This is a genomic window from Kibdelosporangium persicum (assembly GCF_013280595.1).
GTDB lineage: Bacteria > Actinomycetota > Actinomycetes > Mycobacteriales > Pseudonocardiaceae > Kibdelosporangium > Kibdelosporangium persicum.
Window position 1 is genome coordinate 398,767 of the sequence record NZ_JAAATY010000003.1, and the last position, 24,511, is coordinate 423,277.

General features: G+C 68.0%; 26 protein-coding genes. 16 read left to right on the top strand and 10 right to left on the bottom strand.

What is annotated here, in order from left to right:
* Positions 1-26: 26 nt before the first annotated feature.
* The 7 genes from GC106_RS08685 (at position 27) to GC106_RS08715 (ending at position 5,517) form a co-directional block, all read left to right on the top strand.
* Entirely contained in the window at positions 27-968 is a 942-nt protein-coding gene (locus tag GC106_RS08685; RefSeq protein ID WP_173126412.1) for a MetQ/NlpA family ABC transporter substrate-binding protein, read from the top strand.
* A complete protein-coding gene (locus GC106_RS08690; protein WP_173126415.1) occupies positions 965-1,975 on the top strand; it encodes a methionine ABC transporter ATP-binding protein in 1,011 nt (336 codons plus the stop codon). The genes GC106_RS08685 and GC106_RS08690 overlap by 4 nt, the downstream gene beginning before the upstream one ends.
* Positions 1,975-2,637, top strand: coding sequence for a methionine ABC transporter permease (locus GC106_RS08695; RefSeq protein WP_173126418.1), 663 nt, complete (start codon positions 1,975-1,977; stop codon positions 2,635-2,637). Before GC106_RS08690 ends, GC106_RS08695 begins: the two co-directional genes overlap by 1 nt.
* A gap of 132 nt (positions 2,638-2,769) precedes the next feature.
* Entirely contained in the window at positions 2,770-3,597 is an 828-nt protein-coding gene (locus tag GC106_RS08700) for an ABC transporter substrate-binding protein (protein WP_217280202.1), read from the top strand.
* Positions 3,597-4,298 (top strand): ABC transporter permease, encoded by a 702-nt coding sequence (locus GC106_RS08705; RefSeq protein ID WP_173126421.1) that lies wholly within the window; start codon positions 3,597-3,599, stop codon positions 4,296-4,298. Before GC106_RS08700 ends, GC106_RS08705 begins: the two co-directional genes overlap by 1 nt.
* Positions 4,295-5,272: an ABC transporter ATP-binding protein gene (locus GC106_RS08710; RefSeq protein ID WP_173126424.1), complete on the top strand. Its 978-nt coding sequence runs from the start codon at positions 4,295-4,297 to the stop codon at positions 5,270-5,272. The genes GC106_RS08705 and GC106_RS08710 overlap by 4 nt, the downstream gene beginning before the upstream one ends.
* A gap of 77 nt (positions 5,273-5,349) precedes the next feature.
* On the top strand, positions 5,350-5,517 hold the full coding sequence (locus tag GC106_RS08715) for a hypothetical protein (RefSeq protein ID WP_173126427.1): 168 nt from the start codon (positions 5,350-5,352) through the stop codon (positions 5,515-5,517).
* 19 nt (positions 5,518-5,536) lie between these two features.
* Here GC106_RS08715 and GC106_RS08720 read toward each other — a convergent pair whose 3' ends face one another.
* From GC106_RS08720 to GC106_RS08735, 4 genes are read right to left on the bottom strand one after another with little or no spacing between them, the layout of a single operon-like run.
* The gene (locus GC106_RS08720; protein ID WP_173126429.1) at positions 5,537-6,580 is read right to left on the bottom strand and encodes an NAD(P)/FAD-dependent oxidoreductase; all 1,044 of its coding nucleotides are present in this window, start codon (positions 6,578-6,580) and stop codon (positions 5,537-5,539) included.
* 55 nt (positions 6,581-6,635) lie between these two features.
* Positions 6,636-7,001: a BlaI/MecI/CopY family transcriptional regulator gene (locus GC106_RS08725; RefSeq protein ID WP_173126432.1), complete on the bottom strand. Its 366-nt coding sequence runs from the start codon at positions 6,999-7,001 to the stop codon at positions 6,636-6,638.
* A 35-nt stretch (positions 7,002-7,036) separates the two neighbouring features.
* Positions 7,037-7,447 carry a hypothetical protein gene (locus GC106_RS08730; protein WP_173126434.1) on the bottom strand — a complete coding sequence of 137 codons (411 nt, stop codon included), beginning with the start codon at positions 7,445-7,447 and terminating at the stop codon, positions 7,037-7,039.
* Entirely contained in the window at positions 7,440-7,820 is a 381-nt protein-coding gene (locus GC106_RS08735; RefSeq protein ID WP_173126437.1) for a hypothetical protein, read from the bottom strand. Before GC106_RS08735 ends, GC106_RS08730 begins: the two co-directional genes overlap by 8 nt.
* A 185-nt stretch (positions 7,821-8,005) precedes the next feature.
* Here GC106_RS08735 and GC106_RS08740 point away from each other — a divergent pair, with 185 nt between their 5' ends.
* Positions 8,006-9,313, top strand: coding sequence for an NAD(P)/FAD-dependent oxidoreductase (locus tag GC106_RS08740; RefSeq protein WP_173126440.1), 1,308 nt, complete (start codon positions 8,006-8,008; stop codon positions 9,311-9,313).
* Here the strand turns inward: GC106_RS08740 and GC106_RS08745 are convergent, their stop codons facing one another.
* Positions 9,314-9,940, bottom strand: a complete 627-nt coding sequence (locus GC106_RS08745; RefSeq protein WP_173126442.1) for a DJ-1/PfpI family protein — start codon at positions 9,938-9,940, stop codon at positions 9,314-9,316.
* 155 nt (positions 9,941-10,095) lie between these two features.
* On the opposite strand from GC106_RS08745, the gene GC106_RS08750 reads away from it, so the two are divergent.
* Positions 10,096-10,458 carry a VOC family protein gene (locus tag GC106_RS08750; protein WP_217280203.1) on the top strand — a complete coding sequence of 121 codons (363 nt, stop codon included), beginning with the start codon at positions 10,096-10,098 and terminating at the stop codon, positions 10,456-10,458.
* An 18-nt stretch (positions 10,459-10,476) separates the two neighbouring features.
* Here the strand turns inward: GC106_RS08750 and GC106_RS08755 are convergent, their stop codons facing one another.
* Positions 10,477-10,890, bottom strand: coding sequence for a pyridoxamine 5'-phosphate oxidase family protein (locus tag GC106_RS08755; RefSeq protein WP_246365112.1), 414 nt, complete (start codon positions 10,888-10,890; stop codon positions 10,477-10,479).
* A gap of 170 nt (positions 10,891-11,060) precedes the next feature.
* Entirely contained in the window at positions 11,061-11,648 is a 588-nt protein-coding gene (locus tag GC106_RS08760; protein WP_173126451.1) for a helix-turn-helix domain-containing protein, read from the bottom strand.
* Between the two features lie 66 nt (positions 11,649-11,714).
* On the opposite strand from GC106_RS08760, the gene GC106_RS08765 reads away from it, so the two are divergent.
* The gene (locus GC106_RS08765; RefSeq protein WP_173126454.1) at positions 11,715-12,329 is read left to right on the top strand and encodes a class I SAM-dependent methyltransferase; all 615 of its coding nucleotides are present in this window, start codon (positions 11,715-11,717) and stop codon (positions 12,327-12,329) included.
* Here the strand turns inward: GC106_RS08765 and GC106_RS08770 are convergent.
* Positions 12,318-13,349 (bottom strand): lytic polysaccharide monooxygenase auxiliary activity family 9 protein, encoded by a 1,032-nt coding sequence (locus GC106_RS08770; protein ID WP_246365114.1) that lies wholly within the window; start codon positions 13,347-13,349, stop codon positions 12,318-12,320. The two genes, GC106_RS08765 and GC106_RS08770, sit on opposite strands and share 12 nt — an antisense overlap.
* 138 nt (positions 13,350-13,487) lie before the next feature.
* Between GC106_RS08770 and GC106_RS08775 the strand changes: the two genes are divergently transcribed.
* Complete coding sequence (locus GC106_RS08775; RefSeq protein ID WP_173126457.1) at positions 13,488-15,179, top strand: glycoside hydrolase family 6 protein; 1,692 nt, start codon at positions 13,488-13,490, stop codon at positions 15,177-15,179.
* Positions 15,180-15,215: 36 nt separating this feature from the next.
* Positions 15,216-15,743: a hypothetical protein gene (locus GC106_RS08780; protein WP_173126460.1), complete on the top strand. Its 528-nt coding sequence runs from the start codon at positions 15,216-15,218 to the stop codon at positions 15,741-15,743.
* Between the two features lie 62 nt (positions 15,744-15,805).
* On the opposite strand, the gene GC106_RS08785 is transcribed toward GC106_RS08780, so the two are convergent.
* Positions 15,806-16,834, bottom strand: a complete 1,029-nt coding sequence (locus GC106_RS08785; RefSeq protein ID WP_312872552.1) for a LacI family DNA-binding transcriptional regulator — start codon at positions 16,832-16,834, stop codon at positions 15,806-15,808.
* Positions 16,835-17,048: 214 nt separating this feature from the next.
* Between GC106_RS08785 and GC106_RS08790 the strand changes: the two genes are divergently transcribed.
* Genes GC106_RS08790 through GC106_RS08805 form a run of 4 tightly spaced genes read left to right on the top strand, consistent with a single transcriptional unit; the run spans position 17,049 to position 21,376 of the window.
* Entirely contained in the window at positions 17,049-18,287 is a 1,239-nt protein-coding gene (locus GC106_RS08790; protein ID WP_173126727.1) for an ABC transporter substrate-binding protein, read from the top strand.
* 2 nt (positions 18,288-18,289) lie between these two features.
* A complete protein-coding gene (locus GC106_RS08795; RefSeq protein ID WP_173126466.1) occupies positions 18,290-19,264 on the top strand; it encodes a carbohydrate ABC transporter permease in 975 nt (324 codons plus the stop codon).
* Complete coding sequence (locus GC106_RS08800; RefSeq protein ID WP_173126469.1) at positions 19,261-20,076, top strand: carbohydrate ABC transporter permease; 816 nt, start codon at positions 19,261-19,263, stop codon at positions 20,074-20,076. Before GC106_RS08795 ends, GC106_RS08800 begins: the two co-directional genes overlap by 4 nt.
* Before the next feature lie 4 nt (positions 20,077-20,080).
* Positions 20,081-21,376, top strand: a complete 1,296-nt coding sequence (locus tag GC106_RS08805; protein WP_173126472.1) for a GH1 family beta-glucosidase — start codon at positions 20,081-20,083, stop codon at positions 21,374-21,376.
* A gap of 211 nt (positions 21,377-21,587) precedes the next feature.
* Here GC106_RS08805 and GC106_RS08810 read toward each other — a convergent pair whose 3' ends face one another.
* Positions 21,588-24,485 (bottom strand): glycoside hydrolase family 48 protein, encoded by a 2,898-nt coding sequence (locus GC106_RS08810; protein ID WP_173126475.1) that lies wholly within the window; start codon positions 24,483-24,485, stop codon positions 21,588-21,590.
* Between the last annotated feature and the right edge of the window lie 26 nt (positions 24,486-24,511).

A 24,511-nucleotide genomic window follows, 5' to 3' on the forward strand; every position in this document is an offset into this window, starting at 1 on the left:
GATGCACCGACCAGGGGAAGGCAGTCATGGCAGAGCAGAACACGGTCCCAGGGCTTCCGGAGCGGCCCAAGCGCAACCGGGGCTGGCTGATCGGGATCGCGATCGTCGTGGTCGTCGCGATCGCCGCGGTGGTTGTGCTGTTCGCCACACGGGATTCCGGCACCGCGGCGGACGGCCGCACCACGGTCCGGATCGGCACCACCGAGGCGGGCGCCGAGTACTGGAGCACCTTCCGGGATCTGGCCGGGCAGCAGGGCATCGACCTGCAGGTGGTCAGCTTCAGTGACTACACGCAGGCCAACCCGGCGTTGTCGCAGGGCCGCGTCGACCTGAACCTGTTCCAGCACTTGCTGTTCCTGACCAACTACAACGTGGCGAACAACGACACGCTGACGCCGATCGCGTCGACGTACATCGTTCCGCTGTCGCTGTACTCGCGTAAGCACACGGATGTGGCCGGTATTCCGGCCGGCGGCACGATCGCGATCCCGAACGATCCGACGAACCAGGCGCGGGCGCTGCTCGTGCTGCGGAAGGCGAACCTGATCGTGCTCAAGGGCGGCGGGAACGTGCTGTCCACGCCCGCCGAGATCGACCGGGAGCGTTCCAAGGTCAGCGTCACACCGGTGGACGCCGCGCAGACCGTCGCGTCACTGCCCTCTGTGGACGGTGCGGTGGTGAACAACAACTTCGCGCTCAACGGTGGTCTGGACCCGTCGACGGCGTTGTTCGCCGACGACCCGGCCGACCCGGCCGCCGAGCCGTACATCAACGCGATCGTCGCCCGTGCCGCCGACAAGGACAACGCGGTCTACGCCAAGGTCGCGCGGATCTACAAGGACCCGCGCGTGGCCGACAAGGTCAGGGCCGAGTCGAAGAACACCGCGGTCCTGGTCGACCGGCCCGCCGGTGACCTGACCGCGATCACCGCCCGGCTGTCCGAGACGATCCGCGCCGGCCGCTCGTGAGCCCGATCATCGAGTTCCGCGGCGCCGGCAAGACCTTCGGCGACGTGACCGCGCTCGCCGGCGTCGATCTGAGCATCGACGCCGGCGAGATCTACGCGGTCATCGGCCACTCCGGCGCCGGCAAGAGCACACTGGTCCGGCTGATCAACGCCCTGGAACGCGCCACGTCCGGCGAGGTGCTGGTGGACGGCGTGGACATCACCAAGCTGCCCGAGCGGCGGCTGCGGGAGGTACGGCTGGGCATCGGCATGGTGTTCCAGCAGTTCAACCTGATGCGCTCGCGCACGGTGTTCGGCAACGTGGCGTATCCGCTGAAGATCGCGGGCTGGGCGAAGGCCGACCGGGAACGCCGGGTCGCGGAACTGCTGCGGTTCGTCGGGATCGCCGAGAAGGCGTGGCAGTACCCGGACCAGCTGTCGGGCGGGCAGAAGCAGCGGGTCGGCATCGCGCGTGCGCTGGCGACCAACCCGAAGATCCTGCTGGCCGACGAGTCGACCAGCGCGCTGGACCCGGAGACCACCGGTGAGGTCCTGCGCCTGCTCAAACGGGTGAACAGCGAGTTCGGCGTGACGATCGTGGTGATCACGCACGAGATGGAGGTCGTGCGGGAGATCGCCGACCGCGTCGCCGTGCTCAAGGACGGCAAGGTGATCGAGCACGGCACCGTGCGTGAGGTCTTCGCGTCGCCGCAGGAGCCGACCACCAGGAAGTTCGTCGAGACGGTGCTGCGGGCACGGCCCGGCTCGGCCGATCTGGCCCGGATCCGGCAACGCCACCCCGGACGCCTGGTCATCGCCAGGATCAGCGACGACCGGCGGATCGGCACCGTGCTGTCGGAGGCGACCAGCCGCTACGACGTGCGCTTCGAAGTGGTGCACGGCGGCGTGAAGGAGCTCGGCAGCACATCCTTCGGCAGCCTCACGCTGGAGCTGACCGGTGCCGACGCGGCCGTCGACAAGCTGATCGCCGACCTGCGGACCACCACGGACGTGGAGGAACTGGCCTGATGGGCACCAACTGGGACACCCTGCGGCCGATCCTGCTCGACGCGATCGGCCAGACCCTGTGGATGGTCACCGCGACCATGGTCGCCGGTGGTTTCCTCGGCCTGCTGCTGGGCATCGCGCTCTACAGCACCCGGCCGGGCGGAATCCTGGCCAACCGGCCGGTGCACACGGTGCTCAACGTGGTGGTGAACATCGTCCGGCCGATCCCGTTCATCATCTTCATCACCGCGATCGGCCCGGTGACGATCGCGGTGGTCGGCACCCAGCTGGGCACCGGCGCGGCCACGTTCGCGCTGATCGCCGCGGCCACGTTCGGCATCTCCCGGATCGTCGAGCAGAACCTGGTCACCATCGACCCCGGCGTGATCGAGGCGGCCCGCGCGATGGGCGCGAGCCCGTGGCGGATCATCACGACCCTGCTGGTGCCGGAGGCACTGGGCCCGCTGATCCTCGGCTACACGTTCGTGTTCGTGGCCGTGGTCGACATGTCCGCGGTCGCGGGCGCGATCGGTGGCGGCGGCCTCGGCGACTTCGCCATCGTCTACGGCTACCAACGCTTCGACTGGGCTGTCACGGCGGTCGCCGTGGTGATCATCATCGTGCTGGTCCAGGTCGCCCAGTTCGCGGGCAACCGGCTGGCCCGGCGGGTGCTGCGCCGGTGACCCCGGGCGGATAAGGTCGGTGTCCTGACCACAGGGTGTCGCATGACCTGGTACGTCCGGCTGGTCAGCCGGGTTGGTCGCGGACAGCCGTTCCGCGCCCGAGCCGGCATGGCCGCCCGGAAAGGAACACCGGTGATCCGACGCGTACTGGCCGCCGTTGCCGCCCTGGCGCTGGCGGCGGGATGCGGCACTGACCAAGCCGCCGCCCCGGCCGGCAAGGAGCTGATCCTCGCCACCACCACGAGCACCCAGGACTCCGGCCTGCTCGACGACCTGCTGCCCGAGTTCACCCGGGACACCGGCTGGCGGGTCAAGTCCCTCGCCGTCGGCAGTGGTCAGGCGATCGAGCTGGGCAGGCGGGGCGAGGCCGACGTCCTGCTGGTGCACTCGCCCGAAGCCGAGGTCAGGTTCGTGGCCGAAGGCAGTGCCGGGCCGCGGCGGCTGGTCATGCACAACGACTTCGTCCTGGCCGGGCCGGCCGGCGACCCGGCGGGCACCAGGAACCAGCCCGCCGTCGAGGCGATGCGGAAGATCGCCTCGACCGGCGCGGGTTTCGTGTCCCGTGGCGACGAGTCCGGGACGCACGCCCGGGAGAAGCAGCTCTGGCACCAAGCCGGGGTCACGCCGTCCGGGGGCTGGTACCGCTCGACCGGGCAGGGCATGGGCGCGACCTTGCGGGTCGCCAGTGAGACGTCGGCGTACACGCTGACCGACCGGGCCACGTACCTCACCCAGAAACCGCCGCTCGAGGTGCTCAACGAGGGCGACAAGGCCCTGCTGAACATCTACCACGTGATCGAGATGACCAGGAAGGCCGGCGACCGGGTGCAGCCGGAGGGCGCGAAGGCGTTCGCCGACTGGATCGTCGGCGCCAAGGCACAGGGCATGATCGGCGCGTTCGGTGAGGGCAAGCTGTTCGTGCCGGACGCGGGCAAGGACGAAGCGGCCCTGGGCAGCTGATGGACGTACTCGGCGACGGCCTGGTCGAGGCAGTGCGGCTGCTGCTGACCGGTGACCAGGACACCTGGGCGATCACCGGGCTGACGTTGCGTGTCTCGCTCACGGCCACCGTCATCGCGTTGCTCATCGGTGTCCCGCTGGGCGCCGTGCTGGCTCTCGGCCGGTTTCGCGGGCGAAGAGTGCTGCTCGCGATCGCCAACACCGGTATGGGCCTGCCGCCGGTCGTCGTCGGGTTGTTCGTCACAGTATTGCTATGGCGTAGCGGTCCGTTGGGCGCGCTCGGTCTGCTGTACACGCCCACGGCGATGGTCATCGCGCAAGCCGGGATCGCCACGCCGATCGTGGTCGCGCTGACGGCGGCGGCCCTGCACCAGGTCGACCCGGACTTCCTGCTGCAGATGCGCGGCCTCGGCGCCACGCGCGTCCGTGCCCTCGGTGCGTTGCTGACGGAGGCGAAACTGCCGTTGCTGGCCGTCGGAATGGCCGGTTTCGGCGCCGTGGTGAGCGAAGTCGGGGCCGCGCAGATGGTCGGCGGCAACCTCGCGGGCGAGACACGGGTGCTCACCACGGCGGCTGTCCTGGCCACAAGCCGTGGGCAGTTCGCCTTGGCCATCGCCTTCGGCCTGGTCCTGCTGGCCATCGCGTTCGCGGTCAACCTGGCGGTCACGTTCGCCCAGCACCGGCAGACGGCCACCCGGTGAGCATCGGCTGCCGTGACCTCCGGGTGACCGCGGGCGGGCGAACGCTCGTCTCGGTGGCCGCCCTCGACATCGACGACGGCGAAACCGTTGCCATCCTCGGCCCCAACGGCGCTGGTAAGTCCACTTTGTTGCGTGCGCTCGTCCACCTGACGCAGTCCTCTGGCACGGTGCTGCTCGACGGTCAGCCCGCCACGACAACCGCCCTACGGCACGCCGTCGCCGCCGTCCTGCAGCGGCCCGTGCTGCAACGTGCGACCGTGCTCGACAACGCCGCCGCCGGGCTCAGACTGCGTGGTGTGCGGCGAGCCGAAGCGCGTCGCCGTGCAGAGCCGTGGCTGGACGCTTTGGGCGTGGCGCACCTCGCCCCTCGCCACGCGCGGACGTTGTCCGGCGGCGAGGCGCAACGTGTCGCGATCGCGCGTGCCCTGGCCGTCGCACCGCGTGTGTTGGTGCTCGACGAACCGTTCTCCGGTCTCGACGCGACGACCCGTACGGATCTGCTTGCCGACCTCCGCGCCGCGCTCGACCGGCTCAGCGCGTCTGTCCTGCTGGTCACGCACGACCGCGCGGAGGCGCATGCGCTCGCGCAACGCACCGCTCTACTGGTCGACGGCGAGATCCGTCAGATCGGCAAGACGAGCTCGGTGCTCGACGAGCCCGCCGATCCGGAGTGCGCGACGCTGCTCGGGTTCACGACGCACCTCCCGCCCGCACTCACCGGCCGGGATGTGCTGCTGGTCGCCCGTCCCGAACGCTGCACGCCACTCGGCGACACCACGCCCGATCCACCGGATTCCCTGGTGTTCGAGGGCGTTCTCCGTCGCGTCGTCCCGCTCGGCGGCGCTGTCCGGCTCGACGTCGACACCGGGCACGGCTTGGCCGCCTCGGTGACCACGGCGGACATCACGGCCGCCCCCGGCAGCCCGATCAGGCTGGCGGTCAACGTCGACGACCTCCGCGCGTGTGGCCGCTAGCGTGGGCGGCCACGGCCATCGTGTACGGGACGACTAAGGTCGGCGTGACGTTTGTGCTGCTCGTGGCGTGGTAGCCGATGAGCATGCTTGAGCACCCGATTCCTCCTGGGCCGGACCCGGGCGGGCCGCCGCAGCCGCCGCCGGGACCCGGGCCGATCCCGCCGAACCCCGAGCCCAGCCCGATCCCGCCGCTGCCACCCGACCCCAGCCCGGCACCGCCCGAACCGCCGTTGCCGACGACCTGACCGGGCCGGTCAGCCGGGCTCACGCGTGCCGCAGGGCGAACACCGTCCACCGGACGACCCTTTCCTTGATCAGCGCACCGAGCCGTCCCGTGACGATCGTGTCCTTCGGCGAGTCGTCCGCGTTCACGAACTGGAACAGGCCGTTGTCCCGGCCAAGGCTCACGCACTGCGCGTAGTACCGGAACGACAACGGCCTGGGTTCCCGGCCGCGCAGCTCCAGCGCGATGTTCTTCCCGGCTCGTGAGCCCACGGGAAGGGCGGCGGCACAAGCCATCCGCAGCGGCCCGGCGGTCTCGGTCCGTGCGCCCGCCGCGTCACCGACCGCGTAGATGTCCGGATAGGACACCGACCGCAGCGTGGCGTCCACCGCGACGCGGCCGTCACTGTCCAACGCGATCCCGGCCTCGGCCGCGAGCTCGGTGTTCGGTGTCATCGAGGCAGCCCACAGGACCACGTCGCTGTCGATCTCCTCGGGCGTGACGGTCTGGCCCTCCCGCACAGCGATCCCCAGCTCGGCGAAGACGGACCGGACGTGCGCCCGGCCCTTGGCCGACAGGGACGGCCCGAGCTCGCCCGCCGTCACCATCCGCACCCGCCAGTCCCGCGCGGCCGACGCCAGCTCACTGGCCATCTCGATGCCGGTCAGGCTGCCGCCGACCACGGTCAGTGTCCCCGGGCCGTCATCCAGCCGTTTGCGCAGGTAGCTCGCGTTCTCCGAGGTGAAGACCCGGCCGCAGCCGCGGTAGCCCTTGGTACGGCTGCCGAGCGCGTAGACAAGTCGATCGTACGAATACGTTCCGCCGTCGTCAGTACGAACCTCACGACGGACCGGGTCGATCGTCGTGGCCCGCGCCGCCACGTGCGTCACGGGCTTGTTCCGGATGAACGTGGACAACGGGTGCGTGATGTCGGGACGCCCGGCCGCCAGCTCGTGCTCGCGCACCCGCTCGGTGAAGCGGGAACTGGGCGCGATCAACGTGACTTCTGCCTGGTCAGCGGCACGAAGCGCGGCCATCAGGCCGCCGTACCCGGCGCCGAGGACAACAACACTGTGCTTGGTCATGCCATGAAGACGCAACCGCACCGTGTTGTGTGACATCCGGCCACACCCGTCGTGCTCACTTCTTTCGCTTGCGGCGCTTGCGCGCCAGCGCCTCGCTGAGCACCTCGGATTCCGGGCCGCTCACCGACCGGGCGAACTGGGTCAGCGCCGCGGCCCGGTCGTCGGTCAGCGACAACGCTTCCAGCATCAGCTGGGCGACATAGCTTTCCCGGCTCTCGGCCGGCCGGTAGTGCCACGCCCTGCCTTCCAGGTGCCGGTGGACGAACCCCTTCTTGGCCAGCCTGTCCAGCACCGTCATCACCGTGGTGTACGCCAGATCGCGCTCTGCCAGCGCACGGGCGACGTCCCGGACCGCCATCGGTTCGGTGCGCTGCCAGAGGATTTCCATCACGGCACGTTCGAGTTCGCCCAGTGTGTTCATCAGTTCACCCTGACTACGTGCTGGTGAACAGCCAGTCATTGAGCCACGGCACGGCCCGACACCCTGATCCACCAGAGACCCAGAATCGGCAGCACCACCGGCACGAATCCGTAGCCACGGCCGTAGCACGACCACACCGTGGCGTCCGGGAACAGCTGTGGCGCGAACAGACTGACCGTGCCGACGACGAGAACCCCGACCAGCTCGACCACGCACGAGATCACGACGATCCGGCGGGACGTCCTGCTTCCCTTGACCAGACACACCAACGCGACGATGTAGATCACCGCGGCCACGGCGGAGAGCACGTACGCGAGCGGCGCGCGGTCGAATCTCGTGGCGATCTGGACCGCCGACCGGGCCGTCGCGGCGATCACGAAGACCGCGTACACGGCGATCAACAGCCGGCCGGGCCCGGACCTGGTCGTCTCCCGCAGGTCAGCCATGTCCGTCCCAGATCTGCCGCAACCGGAGGATGAGCACCGGGACGGTGAGGCAGCCGATCACCAGAACCGCTGGGCCCCAACGGGTGCGCTCGGCGGCGGCCCAGAAACCGGCCAGCGGCACGATGAGCACCGGCCCGGCCAGATACCCGGCGAACGTCCACTGGTCGACGACGCGGTCGGTGGTGAACAGGTTGACCAGACCGGTGACCAGCTGCACGAGCAGCCCCAGTTCCAACAACAACACCGCGCCCGCCAACGCGAGCCCGTACGGCCGGTTCAGCGCGAACCGCCGATTGATCACTACCAGCACCAGTCCCCACACCGCCACCCCGATCGCGGCGAAGGTCAGCACTGTGGCGAGAACGTCGACCATCCAGCCAATCCCTCTGCTCGGCACCTGACCGGCCTCAGCGTACTACTACGGTTTGTAGGATTACGCGCGGTCGTAGGAAGCGGCCCGCCGTGCGCGAAATGCCGAGTGAGCAGCGCCACCCGGGGACCTGTCACGACTGGGACGGCTGTCCCGTCTACCTGGTGAACCGAGGAGATGAGGACGTCATGCGCAAGATCCTGGTGGTCGGCGGTGGCTACGCCGGTTTCTACACGGCTTGGAAACTCGAGAAGAAGCTGCGCCGCGACGAGGCGGAACTGATCCTGGTCGACCCGCGGCCGTACATGACCTACCAGCCGTTCCTGCCGGAGGTCACGGCCGGTTCGGTCGAGGCACGGCACGCCGCGGTGTCGCTGCGCAGACACCTGCGCCGCACCAAGGTCGTCGCGGGCAGGGTGACCGTGATCGACCACGCGCGCCGCGCGGTCACCGTCCGCCCGGCCGACGGGCCCGAGTTCGAGATCGGCTACGACGTCATCGCGGTCACCGCCGGTGCGGTCACCCGGAAGTTCCCGGTGCCGGGCATCGTCGAGAACGCGATCGGCATGAAACACATCGAGGAAGCGGTGGCCATCCGCGACCGCCTGCTCACCTCGTTCGACCGCGCGGCCGTGCTGCCGCCCGGACCGGCCCGGCGGCGCCTGCTCACGGTCACCTTCGTCGGTGGCGGTTTCTCGGGCGTCGAAGGCTTCGGCGAGGTCATGTCGCTGGCACACGCCTTGGTCAGGCGCTATCCCGAACTGGACCCGTCGGAGCCGAAGTTCCACCTCGTCGAGGCGACCGGACGGATCCTGCCCGAGGTCACCGGCCGCCCCGGCCGGTGGGTCGTGCGCTCGTTGGAGAAACGCGGCGCGACCGTCCACCTGAACACCACGGTGAAGTCCGCTGTGGACGGTCACGTCGTGCTGTCGACCGGCGAGGAGTACGACTCGGGCCTGATCGTCTGGACCACCGGGAACGCGGCGAACCCGGTGGTGCACAAGCACACCGACCTGCCGATCGACCAGGCCGGACGGATCGTGGTCCGGCCGGACCTGAGAATCGGCACGGACAGCGAGCCGATCCCGGACGCGTGGGCCGCCGGTGACGACGCCGCTGTGCCTGACCTGGCGTCGGACGTGCCGGGGGCGCTCACCGTTCCCAACGCGCAGCACGCGTACCGCCAAGGCAAGCTGCTGGCCAAGAACATCGCGGCGAGCCTGCGCGGCCGCCCGGCCAAGAACTACGTGCACCACAGCCTCGGCGCGGTGGCGACGCTGGGCCTTGGCCGCGGCATCTTCCAGTACCGGCGACTGGTGATCAAGGGCTTCCCGGCGTGGTTGATGCACCGGGGCTACCACGTGCTCGCCGTCCCCAGCTGGGAACGCAAGATCCGGGTGCTGGCCGTGTGGATCACCGCGGTGTTCCACGGCCGCGACATCGTGTCGCTGGCGTCGGTGGAGCACCCCCGGGACGCCTTCGTCACCGGGGAGTGATCATGACCGCCAGACGGTGCCGCGCCGCTCGTATTCCATGATCGTCTCGATCCGGGTGGCCAGTTGCGCGCCGAGGAACCGTTCGACCATCCAGAGTGCGCCGTCCAGACCGGACGTGATGCCGCCACAGGTGATCAGGTCGCCGTCGTCCACCACGCGCGCGTTGATCACCGTGGCGCCCTGCGCGGCGAGTTCCGCCTTGGCGTTCGCGTGCGTGGTGGCCGGTCTGCCACGGGTGAATCCCGCCGCCGACAACGCCATCACACCGGTGCACACGCCGACCTTGATCGCCTTGACGTCCGCGAGGCGCCGCATGAACCCCTTGTCCGAGAGCAACTTGTGCAGGCCGGAGCCCGGCTTGGTGAAGCCGCCTCCCGGCACCACGAGCACGTCCGCGTCCTGCGGTGACCACCCGTGCGGCACTTCCACCCGCATGCCTTTCGAGGTGGTGATGGTCGTCGGCTTGTCCGGCGAGACAAGAGTCGTCCGGACAGCGTTACTCAGGTAGGCCGCCATGGACATCACGTCGAACGGGGCGACGAAGTCCAGCGACTCGACCCCTTCGTAGGCCAGGAACTGCACGCGCAACGGCGCCTTCGCCGAGGCGGCGGGCGCGCTCGTTGCCATGGCCCCGGCCGAAACAGCGGAAACAGCGGATGCGCGCAGGAAAGTACGGCGTTCCAACGGTTACCTCCCGGTGAGAGTCCTCAGCCGAGTAGTCGTGCGGGACCCACCGATGAGTTCCCGGCGGATTTCGCGGGTACTCCCCTGCCATGCCACGGTTGACCTTGACAGCAACGGTCCTGGACGCACCGGACGCCGGGGAACTGGCGAACTTCTACCGCGCGCTGCTCGGCTGGCAGGTCCGCGAACTGGAGCCGGACTGGGTGACGATCGGGCCGCCGGACGGCGGCCCCGGGCTGTCGTTCCAGACAGAACCGCTGTACGAGCGGCCGACCTGGCCCGCCGCCCAGGGTTTGCAGCAGATGCAGTCGCACCTGGACATCGAGGTCGACGACCTCGAAGCCGCCTGCGCGCACGCCCTGGCCGCCGGTGCGGTCATGGCGGACTTCCAGCCGCAGCAGAACGTGCGCGTGTTCTACGACCCGGTCGGGCATCCCTTCTGCCTGTACGTTCCCGACTGAGAAGTGCCGGGCGGCCGGCTAGCGCTTGCTCTGGTCGTTGCTCAGCCACTTCTCGGGCCGCATGCGGACCAGGACCGACCGCGGGCTCAGCGACTGCCTGACGTACGCCGCGGCTTCCTCGGCGGGCAGGTACCGGCCGGCGATCCTGAGCGCCTGCTCCTCGGTGGGCGGCGTGTCCTTGCTGATGACCGGGCCCTCGGCGGTGACGTACTTGTACGGCAGGGTCTCGGTGTGCACGGCGAAGCTGAACGTGCCGGCCGCCGTGAGCACCTTGTCCTTCACCGAGCCGCCGTCGATCCAGATGAGCAGGTCACCGCCTGGTTCGTAGTCGTACCAGACCGGTACGGCCAGCGGCGCGCGTCCGTCCCGGCCGACCGCGAGCACCCCGATGCGCGGCTCGGCCAGGAAGGCCATCCGCTCCTCTGCCGTCATCACGAAGGACATGTCCAGGCCAACGCGGAACCGGTCCTGATCGTTCCCCGCGGCGGATCGGACTGGCCGCCGAGGCGCACTCCGGCACCCCGTGTCCACCTTTCCGGCACCCCGAAACACACTTTCCGGCACCCTGAAACGCACTTTCCGGCACCCGGCCCGCCGGACGGCTACCGCTCGCCGCGAGATCCCGACGAGCCCAGGTGAACGCGCTCGCCCTGCGGTCCGAAGAGGATCAGCAGTTCGACCGGCCGGTCGTCCGCCGAGACGAGGAGGTGCGGGACGCGCGTGTCGAACTCCGCCACCTCCCCCGCCTTGAACACGTGATCGTGGTCCGCGAGCACCAGGCGCAACCGGCCGTCCAGGACGTAGATCCACTCGTAGCCCTCGTGCGTCTTCAACTCCGGCGTGACGTCCGTCCGGCTCGGCGGGATGACGAGCTTGAACGCCTGCATGCCACCGGGCCGCCGGCTCAGCGGCACGTACGTCATCCCGTGCCGCCGGACCGGCCGCAGGTGCACTCGCGGGTCGCCGATGGGCGGCGCGCCGACCAACTCGTCGAGCGGCACGCCGTAGGCCCGCGCCAGCGGGAGGAGCAGTTCGAGGTTCGGGCGCCTGCTGCCGCTCTCCAGCCGGGACAGCGTGCTTTCCGAGATGCCCGTGGTCCGCGCCAGGTCCGCGAGCGTCACCCCGCGCTGTTTGCGCAGCCCACGCAGTTTCGGGCCGACGGAGTCCAGTACGTCGCGTAGGTCGTCCATTCCCCCAACTTGCCGGATCGGCATGAAAGTTTGCAAGTGTGGCAAGTGGTGGGTCATCGTCGGCTCATGACGACAGCACAGGAGTTCTGGGAGAACCGGTACCACGGCGACCAGCGGATCTGGAAGGGCACTCCCAACGCCCTTCTCGTCGAAACCGTCTCGGCGATCCGTCCCGGGCGCGCGCTGGACCTCGGCTGTGGCGAAGGAGGTGACGCGGTGTGGCTGGCCGCGCAGGGATGGGAGGTGACAGCCGTCGACATCGCGGCGTCGGCGTTGCGCCGCACCGCCGACCTGGCCGAGTCGGCGGGCGTGAAGATCACCACGGAACAACACGACCTGGCCGAGAGCTTTCCCGGCGGGACGTTCGACCTGATCAACGCGCAGTACCTGCAGACACCGTTCGACCTGGACCGGACGGCGCTGTTTCGCACCGCTGCCAACGCTTTGGCACCGGACGGGGTGCTGCTGATCGTCGACCACGGGTCGTTGCACCCATGGTCCACAGCGGACCCCGACACGTATTTCCCGTCAGCACAGGAGATCTATGCCGGGCTCGAACTCGACCCGTCGCGGTGGCGAGCCGACCGCCTGGACGCTCCACAGCGCGAAGCCAAGAGCCCGGACGGACAGATCGCCACCGTGACGGACACGGTCATCCTGGTGGTGCGATCAAGGGCTTGAACAGGTCAACGCCCCACCGGGATCGTTGTTGCCACTGGAGTTCGCGGACACGCCGAACGTGGCCTGCCCGTTCGCGGCCACGGTTCTGTTCCAGTCGGTGTTCTTGACTGTGACAGGTGATCCCGTGCCGACCCGGACACCATTCCAGACGCTCGTGACCGTCTGGCCGTCCGCGGTCGGCCAGGACACCGTCCAGCCGGACATCTCGGTCGTGCCGGTGTTGCGGACGGCCACCTCGGCCTGGAACCCGCCCGACCAGGCGTTGGTGACCCGGTAGGTGGCGGAACAGGCACCCGGGTTGCCGCCACCCGGTGGCGTGCCGGGCTCGCCGATGCCGGTGACCTCGCCGTTCCCGCCGTCGAAGGTCACGTCCGAGCAGCCGTAGAAGGTCTCCTTGCTGTCCGAGCGCTTCCACACCGAGTAGATGATGTGCTTGCCGCTCTTCCCCGAGGGGAAGCGGCCGCGCCAGCTGTACTGGGCGTCGACGCTGCCGACCTGGCCGGACAGCGGCGGGTGGTCGACCGAGAGGAAGGGCTGCTCCTCGAGGTCGTTCCAGGTCAGCCGCCGCGTCGGGCTCCAGCTGTCCTTCGTGACGTACATGTAGAACCAGCCCGGGTGCGCGGCCCATGCGTTGTAGGACCACGAGAAGTCCGCGCCCGCGGTGATGTGGGTCTGCGGCCAGTTGTCGTGAGGCAGGTTCCAGCCGTCGAACGTCTGGTTGCCACCACTGCACAGCTGACCGTCGGGGATGAAGCCGCGGGTGCGGCCGTCACCGTCGGACCTGAGCACGCTGAACCAGTTGTACAGCGGGTTCGTCCCGCTGACGCCCGCCGCGGCGGCGCAGGCGGGATTGACGGGGACGATGTTGCCGTTCTGGGTCAGCCCGTCCTTCCAGCAGAAGAACGTCCGGCTACCGGGTTTCATCATCGCGCCATGAGCCAGCGCGGGGGTGCCGCCAAGCACTACGACCACTGTGGACAGTGCCATCGCCATGGCGGCGAGCAGGGCGAGTCGCTTCATTGCGCTCCTTCCGGTGAACTGCTCTGGGAGCGTTCCCAGAATCCGGCTACCCCAAGTCCTTGTCAAGAGACGGAGGGTGAGGCTACGGTCGATTGGGAGCGCTCCCAGAATCTGGCTCTGCACGCAAGGAGGCGATGCATGAGGCTCCAAGCAGCACTGGGTGTCACAACCCTGCTAGCAGCGACAACCGCCGCTGCTCTGACCGCCCCGGCTGCCAGCGCGGCGCCCGGGTGTAAAGTCGACTACACCATCACCAACCAGTGGAACACTGGTTTCGGCGCGACCGTGGCGATCACCAACCTCGGCGACTCGATCTCCGGCGGTTGGACTCTCGAATGGGAGTTCCCCGGCGACCAACAGGTCGGGCAAGGCTGGAACGGGCAGTTCAGCCAGCAAGCGAACCGCGTGACAGTGAGCAACCCCCCTTGGGGTGCGTCGCTGGCGACGGGCGCGACCGTGTCACCCGGCTTCAACGGGACCTTCACGGGGACCAACGACAAGCCGGCCACGTTCAAGCTCAACGGGGTCACGTGCAACGGCACCACGACACCGCCGACCGACCCGCCGCCCGGCAACGGTGCCAGGGTGGACAATCCATATGTCGGCGCCAAGGTGTACGTGAACCCGGACTGGTCGGCGAGGGCAGCCGCCGAACCCGGCGGCAGCGCGATCGCCAACCAGCCGACCGGTGTCTGGATGGACCGCATCGCGGCCATCAACGGCACCACCGGCGCACGTGGCCTGCGGGCACACCTGGACGAGGCCGTCCAGCAAGCCGGCGGCAGCCCGCTCGTGTTCCAGGTCGTGATCTACAACCTGCCCGGCCGTGACTGCTCGGCGCTGGCGTCCAACGGCGAGCTCAAGGCCGACGAGTTGCCCAGGTACAAGACCGAGTACATCGACCCGATCGCGGCGATCCTGGGCGACAGCAAGTACGCCGACCTGCGGATCGTGACGATCATCGAGATCGACTCGCTGCCCAACCTGATCACCAACGTCACGCCGCGGCCGACCGCCGTCCCCCAGTGCGACACCATGAAGGCCAACGGCAACTACGTCAACGGTGTCGGGTACGCGCTCGCCAAGCTGGGTGCGATTCCGAATGTGTACAACTACGTCGACGCAGGCCACCACGGCTGGCTCGGCTGGGACGACAACTTCAGCGCGTCGGCCCAGATCATGGCCCAGGCGGCTCGTGCGTCGGGTAGCACGGTGAACAACGTGCACGGCTTCATCGCCAACACGGCGAACTACAGTGCGCTGCGGGAGCCGTACTTCACGATCAACGACAACGTCAACGGCCAGTCGGTCCGGCAGTCGAAGTGGGTGGACTGGAACCGCTACACCGACGAACTGTCGTACGCCAAGGCATTCCGCGAGGAGACCGTGCGGGCCGGGTTCCCGTCGAACGTGGGCATGCTGATCGACACCTCCCGCAACGGCTGGGGCGGTTCGGCGCGGCCGACCGGCCCTGGACCGACGACCAGTGTGGACGCGTACGTCAACGGTGGCAGGGTGGACCGCCGTATCCATCTCGGCAACTGGTGCAACCAGGCCGGTGCCGGGCTGGGTGAACGACCGAAGGCCGCGCCGGAAGCAGGGATCGACGCATACGTCTGGATCAAGCCGCCAGGTGAGTCAGACGGTTCCAGCAAGGAGATCGCGAACGAGGAAGGCAAGGGCTTCGACCGGATGTGCGACCCGACGTACACCGGCAACCCGCGGAACAACAACAACATGTCCGGCGCGAAGGCTGACGCACCGCTGTCCGGGCATTGGTTCTCGGCCCAGTTCCAGGAACTGCTCCGCAACGCCTATCCCCCGCTCTAACCAACCAACGCCGTCGTAGTCAACCGGGAGAAGATCATGGCTGGCCGAGTCCTCGTCGCGGTGTCGGTGGTGCTGGCATTGACGGCATGTTCAGCGCCACCACCGGCACCGTCCGGCAACGGACTCGGCCAGCCAGTCGCATCCATCACGGAACTGGCCGATCTGGTGAAGCAGCGCGCGGGCGCGTGCAACGACGTGAAGCCCGAGACCCACGAGTACTTCACGAGTTTCGTGGGCGCACAGCAGGCGGAGTTGTACAAGCCCTTCCTCGACGAGTGGGCCACCTGCTTCGTCTCACCGGACTTCCCGAAAGTCGGCCTGGTGTTGTTCCGTGACTTCAAGGAGTTCCAGGCTTCGTGGCGGGACGCGATGACGGCCGGGCGTGTCAGCGACGCGCCCGCCTTCGGCTTCGGCAACGGATTCGCGGTCACACAAGGATATCTGGCCACGGCCAAGCTGGGCCTGTTCTTCCTGCGGTGTCACTACGACGACCCGAAGGTCCACCAGGTACCGGCCGATGTGGACGGATGTGTCTTCGCGAACCCCGAGCACCGTCACCATTAGCCCAGCTCCCCCCTCGTGAGTGTTTATCCGGGTTAGAACACGGATAAACACTCACGAGGGTTTCAGGCGGACTGGCGGGTGGTCAGGGAGACCGGGAGCACCAGGCGCTGCACCGCGGGCTCCTCGCCGGCCAGCAACTGCAGCAGCATCCGGATCATCTCGCCGACCTGCTCGGCGGGATCCTGGTGCACGGTCGTCAACGGAGGCTCGAGCGTCGGAGCCAGGCGCGGGTTGTCGTCGAAGCCCACCACGGCGACGTCGTCGGGAACTCGCCGTCCGGCGGACTTGAGCGCTCGCAGGGCTCCGGCCGCCATCGGGTCACAGGCCGCGAACACCGCGTCCAGATCCGGCACGCGCTCCAGCAGGCGGCGCATAGCCATCTCCCCGCCGTGCAACGTGAAGTCCGCGACCTCGGCCATCCCGGTGGGATCGATCCGGGCCGACTTCAGCGTCGCCTCCCACCCGGCCAGCCGGTCCCGGGCCGAACGCTGGTCCTGCGGCCCGCCCACGGTCACGATTCGCCTGCGGCCCTGGGAAAGCAGGTACTCGACCGCTTGGCAGGCACCGGACTTGTTGTCGTAGTCCACGGTGTACAGACCCTTGCCGTTGGTGATCGACGAGCCCGCGAACACCACTGGCACCCGGAGCAGACGCAACGCCGTCGCCAGCGGGTCGCCGATGTGCGGCGCGAACACCAGCACGCCGTCGACGTGGCCACCGTCAAGGAATTTCATGGTGCGGGGGATGTCGTCGCGGTTGTCCACGAACATCACCAGCATCTGGCTGCCCAGCTTCGCCAGTGCCCGGAACGCCGCCCGCATCACGATCAGGTAGTACGGATCGTCGAGGACCATGGATTCGGGCTCGGACAACACCAGCGCGACCGCGCCTGTCCGTTTTGTCACCAGTGAGCGGGCTGCCTGGTTCGGTGAGTAGCCGAGGTCGCGAGCGGCCGCCAGCACCGCCTCCCGTGCACGAGGGCTGACGTAGATCTCCTCGTTCAACGCTCTCGACGCCGTCGAACGGGAAACACCCGCGTAGGCCGCGACGTCCTCCAACGTCGGCCGCCCGCCCTGGTCCGGTACTGCCACCACCCCGCGCCCTCCTGTCTGCCTGGCATCAGCCTATGGCCAACGCGCCGCGATCCGCCATGGGAGCGCTCTCGGATGTCCCGGCCTTGACATGTGACGTAACAAAGGACACACTCGCCACACGTCTGGGAGCGCTCCCAGAATGCCGTCCAATGAGGGGCACGAAGTGCGAAGAATTCTCACCAGCGCCGCCGCCATCGGCCTGTTAGCCGGCATGACCGCGTGCGGCGGTTCGAGCGAAACGCCGTCCGGCGAAGGTCAGGCGCCGAGCGGCCCGATCGAGCTGACGATCGCCACGTTCACCGAGTTCGGCTACGAGGACCTGATCAAGGAGTACGAGGCCGGCCACCCGAACATCAAGATCACCCACCGGAAGACCGGTCAGGGCGGGCCTCACCACCAGGACATGCTCACCAAGCTGACGGCCGGATCCGGCCTCGCCGACGTGCATGCCCTGGAAGAGGGCCACATCTCGACGTTCATCGACAAGGCCGACAAGTTCAACGATCTCAACGAGATCGGGCCGAAGGACCTCCAGTCCCGCTGGCTGCCGTGGAAGTACGACGGCGGCAAGGCCAAGGACGGCAAGCTGATCGGGTACGGCACCGACATCGGCCCGCTGGCCATGTGCGTGCGCACCGACCTGCTCCAGGCGGCCAACATGCCGACCGATCCGGCGTCGCTCAAGACGATGCTGGCGACGTGGGACTCGTACTTCGCCGCGGGCGACCAGTTCACCAGGGCGACCGGCAAGGCGTGGTTCGACTCGTCCTCGCAGATCTTCAACGCGATGGTCAACCAGCTCGACACCGGCTACATCAACCGGGACGACAGCCTGGCCATCGAGTCCAACACGAAGATCAAGCAGGCTTGGGACAAGGTGACCGGCGCCGCCAAGCGTGGCCAGACCGCCAAGCTGACCGCGTTCTCCAACGAGTGGAACAGCGGCTTCAAGCAGGGGGCGTTCGCCACCAAGACGTGCCCGTCCTGGATGCTCGGCGTGGTCAAGAAGCAGGCGGGCCCGGAGAACGCGGGCAAGTGGGCAGTGGTGGAGGCATTCCCGGAGGGCGGGGGCAACTGGGGCGGTTCGTACCTGACGGTGCCCAAGCAGAGCAAGCACCCGAAGGAGGCCGCCGAGCTCGCGGCCTGGCTGACCGCGCCGGAGCAGCAGCTCAAGGCGTTCAAGACGACCGGCAACTTCCCCAGCCAGGTCAAGGCCATGGAGTCGCCCGAACTGCTGGCGTACACCGACGAGTACTTCGGCACGACCAAGGTCGGCGAGCTGTTCGCCAACCAGGCCAGGAAGGTCACCAAGGCGCAGTACAAGGGCCCGCGTGACGGACAGATCCAGGAGAACGTGACCAGCCCGGCGCTTGCCGCCGTCGAGCAGGGCGCGTCGCCGGAAGACGGCTGGAAGCAGGCGGTCGACGGCGCGAAGAAGCTGGTCAGGTAGCGATGTCACAGACGACGGCGCGGTCAGCACCGTCCAAATCAGACATCGCGGTCGTCCCGCCGCGGCGCCCTTCGCCGTGGCGGGACCGGCTCTCGCGATTGGACGTCAAAGCATCACCGTACCTGTACATCGCGCCGTTCTTCCTCGTGTTCGGCGTCGTCGGGCTGTTCCCGTTGTTGTACACAGGTTACGTCTCGTTGTTCGACTGGGAGCTCGGTGACGACAACCCGGTGTTCATCGGGTTCGACAACTACGTCGAGTTGTTCGGCGACGACCAGTTCTACAAGACGCTCACCAACACGGTGAGCATCTTCTTGTTGTCCAGCGGACCGCAGATCGTGATCGCTGTCCTGCTGGCGGCGCTGCTGAACGCGCGGCTGCGAATGCCGACGGCCTGGCGAGTGGGTGTGCTGCTGCCGTACGCGGCCTCGCTCGTCGCGATCGGCATCATCTTCGCCAACCTGTTCGGGCCCAACTACGGACTGGTCAACTCGGTGTTCGAGCTGCTGGGCCTGGACCGGGTCGACTGGCAGGCCAACCGGTTCGCCAGCCACATCGCCATCGCGATCATGGTCAACTGGCGGTGGACCGGGTACAACGCGTTGATCATCCTGGCCGCCATGAAGGCCATTCCCCGCGAGATCTACGAGGCCGCCTGGGTGGACGGCGCCTCGCCGATGCGCCGGTTCTTCTCGATCACCCTGCCGCTGCTGCGGCCGACGCTGATCTTCGTCGTGGTCACGTCGACCATCGGTGGTCTGCAGATCTTCACCGAGCCCAAGCTGTTCGACGCCATGCCCGGCTCGAACAACGGCGGTTCGACCAACCAGTTCCAGACGGTGACGCTGTACATGTACCAGACAGCCTTCGAAGGCCAGCACTTCGGCTACGCCTCGGCGACCGCATGGGTGCTGTTCCTGGTGATCCTGGTGATCGCCTCGCTCAACTTCCTGCTCACCAGGCGGCTGGTGCGATGAGGCGGGCCGGATTCTGGATCTACGGACTGCTCGGCGCCTTCGTGCTGGGCTCGGCTTTCCCGTTCTACTGGTCGTACCTGGTCGCCAGCCGGGACAGCGGCATGCTCACCGAGCGCATCCCGCCGCTGATCCCCGGTGGCAACTTCTGGGCCAACGCGCAACGCGTGTTCGACTCGGTGGAGTTCTGGAAAGCGTTGGTCAACAGCGTGATCGTGGCGGGGGCGGTCACCTTCTCCACCGTGCTGTTCTCCACGCTGGCCGGGTTCGCGTTCGCCAAACTGCGGTTCCGCGGCCGTGATCCGCTGTTCCTGTTCATCGTGGCCACGCTGGCCGTGCCGACGCAGCTGGGCATCATCCCGCTGTACATGTCGATGGCCGACTTCGGCTGGGTGGGCGGGCTCTGGGCGGTGATGGTGCCCAACCTGGTCACCGCGCTCGGCGTGTTCTGGATGCGTCAGTACACACTGGACGCTGTGCCGTTCGAACTCGTCGAGGCGGCGCGGATGGACGGCTGCAGCATGATCCGGGTCTACTGGCACGTCTGCCTGCCCGCGGTCCGGCCGGCCGCCGCGTTCCTCGCCATGTTCACGTTCATGACGTCGTGGAACGACTTCATGTGGCCGCTGATCGTGCTGGACGCGGGCAACCCGACCGTCCAGGTGGCCCTGGAGAAGCTGCAGAGCGGCTACTACATCGACTACTCCTTGGTGCTCGCCGGGACGACGCTGGCGACCATCCCGATCCTGATCGTTTTTGTCGCGCTCGGCAGGCAGATCGTCGCCGGGATCATGCAGGGTGCCGTGAAGGGATGAGGCCGTGACGTTTCCTGAGGGATTCGTGTGGGGTGCCGCGACCGCGGCATATCAGATCGAGGGATCCAGTACAGCCGACGGCCGTGTGCCGTCGATCTGGGACACGTTCTGCCGTGTGCCCGGGGCTGTGTACAACGGTGACACCGGCGATGTGGCCGCCGACCACTACCAGTTGATGGAGCAGGACGTCCGGCTGATGTCCGAACTGGGCCTGCAGGCGTACCGGTTCTCCATCGCCTGGCCGCGGCTCGGTGACCTCAGCTTCTACGACCGGCTGGTGGACACGTTGCTGGCCAACGGCATCGCGCCGTGGGCCACGCTGTACCACTGGGATCTGCCGCAGTCGCTGGAGGAAACCGGTGGCTGGGCCAACCGGGACACCGCGTACCTCTTCGGGGAGTACGCGGAGGCCGTGGTGCGCAGGATCGGTGACCGGGTGTCGAACTGGATCACCTTGAACGAGCCGTGGTGCGCGGCTTTCCTGGGCTACGCGGCCGGTATCCACGCGCCGGGGCGTACCGAGCCGAACGCGGCCGTGGCGGCGGCGCACCACCTGTTGCTGGGACACGGAATCGCGATGCACGCGATCCGTTCGTTCGCGCCGCACGCACAGGCAGGCATCACGCTGAACCTGTTCCCCGTGCACGCGGCGGACCCGGACGACGACGCCGTCAGGCGGATCGACGGCCTGCAGAACCGGATGTTCCTCGATCCGGTCGTGCACGGCTCGTACCCCGAGGACGTGCTGACCGACCTGGCGCCGTACGGCCTGCCGGAGACGATCAAGCCGGGCGATCTGGCCGTGATCAACCAGCCGACCGACATGCTGGGCATCAACTACTACCGCGACTACTTCGTCGAGTCCGGTACCGACCCGGTGTTCCCGTCGCCATGGGTGGGTTCCGAGCACGTGCTGTTCCCCGACCGCGGGCTGCCGAAGACCGACAGCGGCTGGGACATCACGCCGTCCGGTCTCACCGACCTGTTGCTGCGGCTGGACCGGGACTACCCGGGGCTGCCGCTGTACATCACGGAGAACGGCGCGGCGTTCGACGGCATCGACGACACCAGCCGGGTGGAGTTCCTCGACTCCCACCTGCGGGCGTCGCTGTCGGCGATCCAGCAGGGAGCCGACCTGCGTGGGTACTTCCTCTGGTCGCTCGTGGACAACTTCGAGTGGGCCGAGGGGTACGCGAAGCGGTTCGGCATGGTGCACGTCGACTTCGAGACCCAGGTGCGGACCGCCAAGACCAGTGCGCACTGGTACGCCCAGGTGATCGCGGCCAACGCGCTTCCTTGACAAGGGGAGGAAAGCGGGGCGGGTCTGCGCCAGCCCGCCCCGCTTTGACCAGCTCACCCCTCGTGAGTGTTTATCCGTGTTCTAACCCTGATAAACACTCACGAGGGGTGAGCTGGGTTTATGCGGGGCTGAAGGGCTGATGCCGATGACAAGCCGTTGGCACAAAGGAACTGGGCGGGCCGGTTGGCCCGCCCAGTCGCGTGTCCGGGGCTTAGCCGAACAGTTCCACGTGCAGTGAGAACGCCGTGGCGATCTCGGCCTGCGCCCAGAACCTGTGATACGTGAACGTCGGCGCGGCCCCACCGGCGAGGTAGTCCGCCACCTTGTTCCACTGCGGGTCCGAACGGTAGAACGAACGGATCGACAAGAACGTGCTGCTCTGGTTGATCGCGTCGCCGTTCGGCATCTTGCCGGTCCAGCCCGGCGGGACGTAGACGCCCTCACCGGTCGACGAGTTGTACGTGTCGTCGAACCGGCCGTAGTCCGTACGGGTCTCCTGCGTCGCGATTCCGACCGAGTCGGTGTGCTGAAGCATCGCGTTCAGCAGACCCTCACCGGTCGTCTTCGCGGCCGTGTCGCCGGACTTCGCCGCGTAGTTCAGCAGGACCTTGGCGTAGGAGGCGGCCACGCCGACGTCCTGGCTGTGGTTGAGCACCCGGACGTGCAGCCCGTTGTTGGCACCGGGGCTGCTCGGGTTCCACGTGTCGGGCGCGCCCGTCCACTCCATGTCGGACGGGATCCGCCAGTTCGCGCCGATCGTGGTGTTGGCGATGGCCCACGGCACCCACTTGTCCAGGATCTTCTTGGCCCTGGCGTCACCGGTGATCTGGTAGAGCGACGCGAGCCGCTCGAGGCCCCAGACCTGGAACCCGAACCAGCGGTTGCTGGGCGGGTCACGCCACACCGGGTGCGCGTCGTAGAACATGCCGTAGAAGGTCGGCGTGCCCGCGGGCGGGCTGCCGTACTGACCTTCCCAGGTGTTCGTGACGCCGCCGGCGATGCCGCCTTCGCTGGACTGCAGCCACTGCAACAGTTCCAGCTGCCGCTCCAGGCTCTTGGCCCAGTCCGCGGCACCCGTGGCCGATGCGGGCTTCAGGGCCGGGTCGTTCGCCATCGCGTACGCCGCCAACGGGTTCTGGTAACCCTGGTGGCTGGCGCCGTCACCGATCCGCCATGCCCAGCCGGCGGACGTGTCCGTCGCGCCACCCCACGCGTAGTACCACGACATCAGGTAGTGCGCGCTGTCCTTGCCGGTGCCACCGGGGCAGCTCGACGGGCTGGTGCAGTTGCCGATCCGCTTGAAGTACTTGTCGAACATGGCGTACCGCAGGTAGTCGCCCATCTTCGACGCCTTCTTCACGACCGCGCTGACGTCCGCGCCCTTGCCCTGCGCGGTTGCCCACTTGTCCGCCAGGAAGGCCACCTGGACGGCCCGCGCGTCCGCGTCAGGCGCGTTGGTGTACTTCCACTGCTTGGCGTACGAGGCGTCCTTGGTGAACAGGTCAAGGTATCCGTTCGGACCGCCGTGCACGAAGGTGTCACAGGACGGCTGCGGGATCGTCTCCCAGACCGACTCGGACGAACCCCGCTGATAGGTGTTCATGTACGCGGGCGCGGTGGTTCCGTCGCCGCACCGGCCGAACTTGTACGTGTTGTCGACGTCCAGCATCCAGTGCATGCCGTAGATGTCGTCAGTGCCGTACGCGGCCTTGAGCTCGCCCGCGATGGGGTCCTGACCGACCGGGGTGTTGCTGTCCAGCACGGCCGGGTACCGGTCCATTCTCGGGTGTTCCGGTGCGTACGTGGCGGGTTTGGCCGGGTTGTACTTGTTGTTGGTCGGCTGGTCGGCGTTCGACGGGATGATGAACTTCTCCATCGAGGCCCACGCCGCGTTGAACGGCGCCCAGTCGCCCTGGAGCTGGCCGTAGGCGGCTTCCAGCCAGAGGTAGTAGCTGAACGCCTCGGACGTGGTCTGGTGCCCGTGGTCCGGCGCCTCGACCAGCAGGGTCTCGATCGAGTGGTACGGCACCAGCAGATCACCGAACTTGCGGAAGTATCCGCTGTTCGGGTCCTTGATCTTGTTGTACTGGGTGAGGAACGCGGTCTTGAACTCCGGCGTCGACGCGTCGAGCTCGTTCACCGTGAAGGACGCCGCGGTGTACCCCGTCGCGCTGGCGGTGAAGGTGGCCGATGTGAGCTCGCCGCCGTTCGCCGCCGACGTGATCGTGACGGGCTTGGCCGTGTTCCAGTCGGTGGTCGAGAAGGACAGTTGCGCCGGGGACACGGTTAGGTCCGCGCTTCCGGTCTTCGCGATGGCCACGGTGACCGGGCCGGTCGGCTGGGTGGCCAGCTTCAGGTCCACTGTGGCCGATCCGCCCTGGCGGACGTTGACAGTGCCGGGCGTGGCGAGAATCGTCGGCGCACTGAGGACTCGGACGGCCACCGGGCTGGAGATGGTGGCCAGGCCCTTGTCGTCGTACGCCCTCGCCGTGACCGAGTACTGCCCGGCCGCGGCACCGGTCCAGCTGGCCTCGTACGGGCTTGTCGTGTCGGTGCCGACCAGGGTCGTGCCCGCGTAGAACTCGACCTTGCTGATCGATCCGTCGGTGTCGCTTGCCGTGGCGGCCAACGGAATCGCGGTTTGCAGGGCATAGCTGGAGTTGTCCACCGGACTGGTCAGCTGTACCGAGGGCGCCGCGTTCGGGCCGACGCACGCGGTCCCGTTCACCGCGAAGTCGGTCGGCTTGCCGTTCGCGGTGCCCTTGCTCCCGTTGAAGCCGAACTGAACCTGGCTTCCACCGGCGATGGCCCGGTTGTAGCTCACGTTGCGGACCGACACGGCGGGCCCGGTCAGGCTGGCAGTCGCGTTCCACACCTGGGTGATGCGCTGGTTGTCGGGAAACGTCCAGGTCAGATCCCACCCGTCGATCGGGTCGGAGCCGACGTTCTTGATGGTCACGGCGGCGCCGAAACCCGTGTTCCACTCATTGGTGACGCTGTATTCGACACTGCAGGACACGGCCGCCGCGGCGGGCTGAGCTGCGACGATCATTGTCGTCGAGATCAGCCCTGCCGCTACTAAAGCGGGCAGGGCGCGTCTGCGTCTCATGGATCCTCCTCTGGCCGTCGTTGGCG